This window comes from Rhodopirellula sp. JB055 (assembly GCF_043100905.1).
GTDB lineage: Bacteria > Planctomycetota > Planctomycetia > Pirellulales > Pirellulaceae > Rhodopirellula.
On record NZ_JBICHO010000138.1, the window covers coordinates 1 to 3,109 of the forward strand.

Annotated in this window: 3 protein-coding genes; 2 read left to right on the plus strand and 1 reads right to left on the minus strand. The window is 58.9% G+C overall.

Annotated elements, in window-relative coordinates; genetic code table 11:
- Positions 1-153 precede the first annotated feature (153 nt).
- Both ACF8AM_RS05725 and ACF8AM_RS05730 read left to right on the plus strand, forming a co-directional pair.
- Positions 154-960, plus strand: coding sequence for an MBL fold metallo-hydrolase (locus ACF8AM_RS05725; protein ID WP_392554709.1), 807 nt, complete (start codon positions 154-156; stop codon positions 958-960).
- 225 nt (positions 961-1,185) lie between these two features.
- The gene (locus ACF8AM_RS05730; RefSeq protein ID WP_392554710.1) at positions 1,186-2,826 is read left to right on the plus strand and encodes an L-serine ammonia-lyase, iron-sulfur-dependent, subunit alpha; all 1,641 of its coding nucleotides are present in this window, start codon (positions 1,186-1,188) and stop codon (positions 2,824-2,826) included.
- 61 nt (positions 2,827-2,887) lie between these two features.
- Here the strand turns inward: ACF8AM_RS05730 and ACF8AM_RS05735 are convergent.
- On the minus strand, positions 2,888-3,109 hold a 222-nt coding region (locus tag ACF8AM_RS05735; RefSeq protein WP_392554711.1), incomplete at its 5' end, for a DUF1559 domain-containing protein.

A 3,109-nucleotide genomic window follows, 5' to 3' on the forward strand; every position in this document is an offset into this window, starting at 1 on the left:
CTCGACCAAGTCCAAGGACTGACGCCTTGTCGACGCGAACACAAGCGGCGTAGCAACGAACCACGACCGGTCGAAAACCACCTCGATTGATTTCGGCCGCAGTGGCAACAAACAGTGCTCCTGCGTCGCTTGAGAACCTGCTACGATTGCCGCATGGATGTTCTGTGTTTGCAATCAGGAAGCAGCGGCAACTGTGTCTTCGTCGACACGGGCTCGGAGTGTGTGCTCTTTGACGCGGGAATCAGCTTCCGCAAAGTGCAAACTCGGCTGAACGAAGCCGGACGCGACGCATCGGAAATCGATGCCATCGTGATCTCGCACGATCACCGCGATCACATCGGCTGCTTGGGCGTCCTGAATCGCAAACTCAACGTGCCGATTCACATCAGCCGCCGAACCCTTCAATCGACCGAGCGCCGCGTTCCACTCGGCCCCGTCCACGAAATCCAGCATTTCGTCCCCGGCGAAACGTTCACGATCGGCGAGACCGCAATCGAGACCATGCCCACGCCACACGACGGTGTCGATGGAGCCGTCTTCACGTTGGACAACGGCTGCTCTCGATTTGGATTGTGGACGGATCTGGGATGCGTCTTCGATGACATGCTCGCCAGCGTCAACACGCTCGACGCGCTGCTGATCGAAAGCAACTACGACGAAACCATGCTGGCCAATTCGGGCTACCCTGAATTTCTTCGCGATCGAATCTCGGGGCCACGCGGACACATTTCCAACCGCGAAGCCGCGGAAGTGATCTCCCTCGCCAGCGGCGACCTGCAGTGGGCCTGCTTGGCTCACCTTTCCGACGAGAGCAATTGCCCTGACGTGGCTTTACAAACTCATCGCGAATGCCTGGGCGATAAACTGCACCTGGTCTGCGCCGACCGCCACCTCGCAACACGACCACTGCGAATCTATCCCGCAAAGAACCAGAAACTCACGCAGCAGATGTTCTTCTGAAGCGGTAAGTGGATCCGCCGCTCACAATGCCTGAACTGGATGACCGCACGATGGACTTCGAGTCGATGGCTGTCCGTCGACCAGCCTGAATGCCCAAATCACCCCATTAGGGTAAACAAGCTTCCATCCGCCTCCGTCCAGCCGCCGATAATTTGACGCAGCAAGTCAATTGAGTCAGAGTCTTCGCACCTTCCTTTTCCGTTCTTGCTGCAGTTGAGTGATTCCATGACCGTCAGCATCTTCAATGACGTCATCGGCCCGGTGATGCGTGGCCCCAGCAGTTCGCACTGCGCCGCTGCTCTTCGAATCGGGCGTCTCGCTCGCGATTTGGTGGACGGCGACCTGCAACATGTGCTGATCCAATTCGATGAATCCGGGTCCCTGCCCGCGACCCACACCAGCCAGGGTTCCGACATGGGGCTGTTCGGCGGGTTGCTCGGATGGGAAGCCCACGACGAACGCCTGCCAAACTCCCGCCAACACTTGATCGACAACGGCATCGCCTTTGAGTTCGAATACGGCGATTTCGGCGACGCTCACCCCAACACCTATCGACTGACCGTTTGCGGGGCACAAGAGTCACACACTTTGATCGCGACCTCGACCGGCGGGGGAATGATCGAGGTCACCTCGATCGATGACTTCGACGTCTCCATGGACGGTGGCTTTGACGAAACGCTCATTCGACTCAACGAACCGGCATCCACTTCCACCATGGCGTCGCTCGATTGCGAAGCTCTCGCTTCAGCGTTGTCCGCGGATCGCGTTCATGTGCGAACGCTCGACGACAACGTCATGCTGCAAATCCAATCCAGCGAACCGCTCGACCCAACATCCCTCCGCTCCGCTCTGCCCTGGACCGTCACCCAACCTCTGGTGCAACTTGCACCGGTGCTTCCCATTCGTTCGCGTCCCAACGCACAGATCCCGTTTCAAGACTGCAACACGCTGACATCGCAACCCGATGTGGATTCCAAACCACTTTGGAAGTGGGCGGTCGAATATGAAACACAACGTGGCGGACTGACCGAGCCAGAAGTCTTGGATCGGATGATCGAGATCGTTCAGATCGCTCGTACCAGCATTGAGTCCGGGTTGAACGGAACCGAGTATGCCGACAGAGTGCTCGGATACCAATCCGGCGGTTTCCGAGACAAGCTGCAGTCGGGCCAATTGCTCGACGCAGGTGCCCTGAACCAAATCGTGCTCTACACCACTGCAATGATGGAAGTGAAAAGTTCGATGGGCGTGATCATCGCTGCCCCCACCGCAGGAGCCTGCGCCGCGTTGCCAGCGACTTGCTTGGCGATGGGTGAATCAATGTCGCTGTCCGACGAAGAAATTGCGAAAGCGTTTCTGGCGGCTGGCCTGATCGGCGTGTTCATCGCGACCGCTTGGAGCTTTGCTGCCGAAGTCGGTGGCTGCCAAGCCGAAGGCGGCTCTGCCGCGGCGATGTCCGCGGCCGCCTTGGTCACGATGGCGGGGGGCAGCACCACGCAAGCCACCGGCGCCGCATCGATGGCACTGCAAAACATGTTGGGTTTGATTTGCGACCCCGTTGCCAATCGTGTCGAGGTTCCCTGCTTGGGCAAAAACGTGATCGCCGCCAGCAACGCGATTTCATGCGCCAACATGTGCTTGGCTGGATTCGATCCTGTCATTCCATTGGACGAAACCATCGACGCGGCACGTCGAGTTTCAGAACGCATGCCACGAGAACACCGCTGCACGGCATTGGGCGGACTCGCCACCACGCCGACATCGCTGCAGATCGAAAAACGACTGCAACAATGCGGCACAGGTTGCGGATGCAGCGGCGGACCAATGCCCGTTCAACTCGACGCCAAAGTTCCCACAGCAACCTAACATCGCCGCACCAACGGCAATTGGCCGGGCGTCTCTAGGCTGCTAGCTCCGTCCCGAATCACTACGGAAGATTGACCGGTTCGCGCCCCGCTCGCGTCAGGAGCTTCCGAAAGAGGTCTGGGTCAATCGCCTCGGAGATGAACTTCACAGCTCCGTCGCCCATGCCGACGTGAAAGCCTCCCCGCCAAGCCTGCCCCAGTCCCTTCAACGGGTCATTTACATCGATAGTGAGGTCGTCGGGCTTGGTCCACACCACGGCGTGATCCGCGTTGGTCTCCACGAC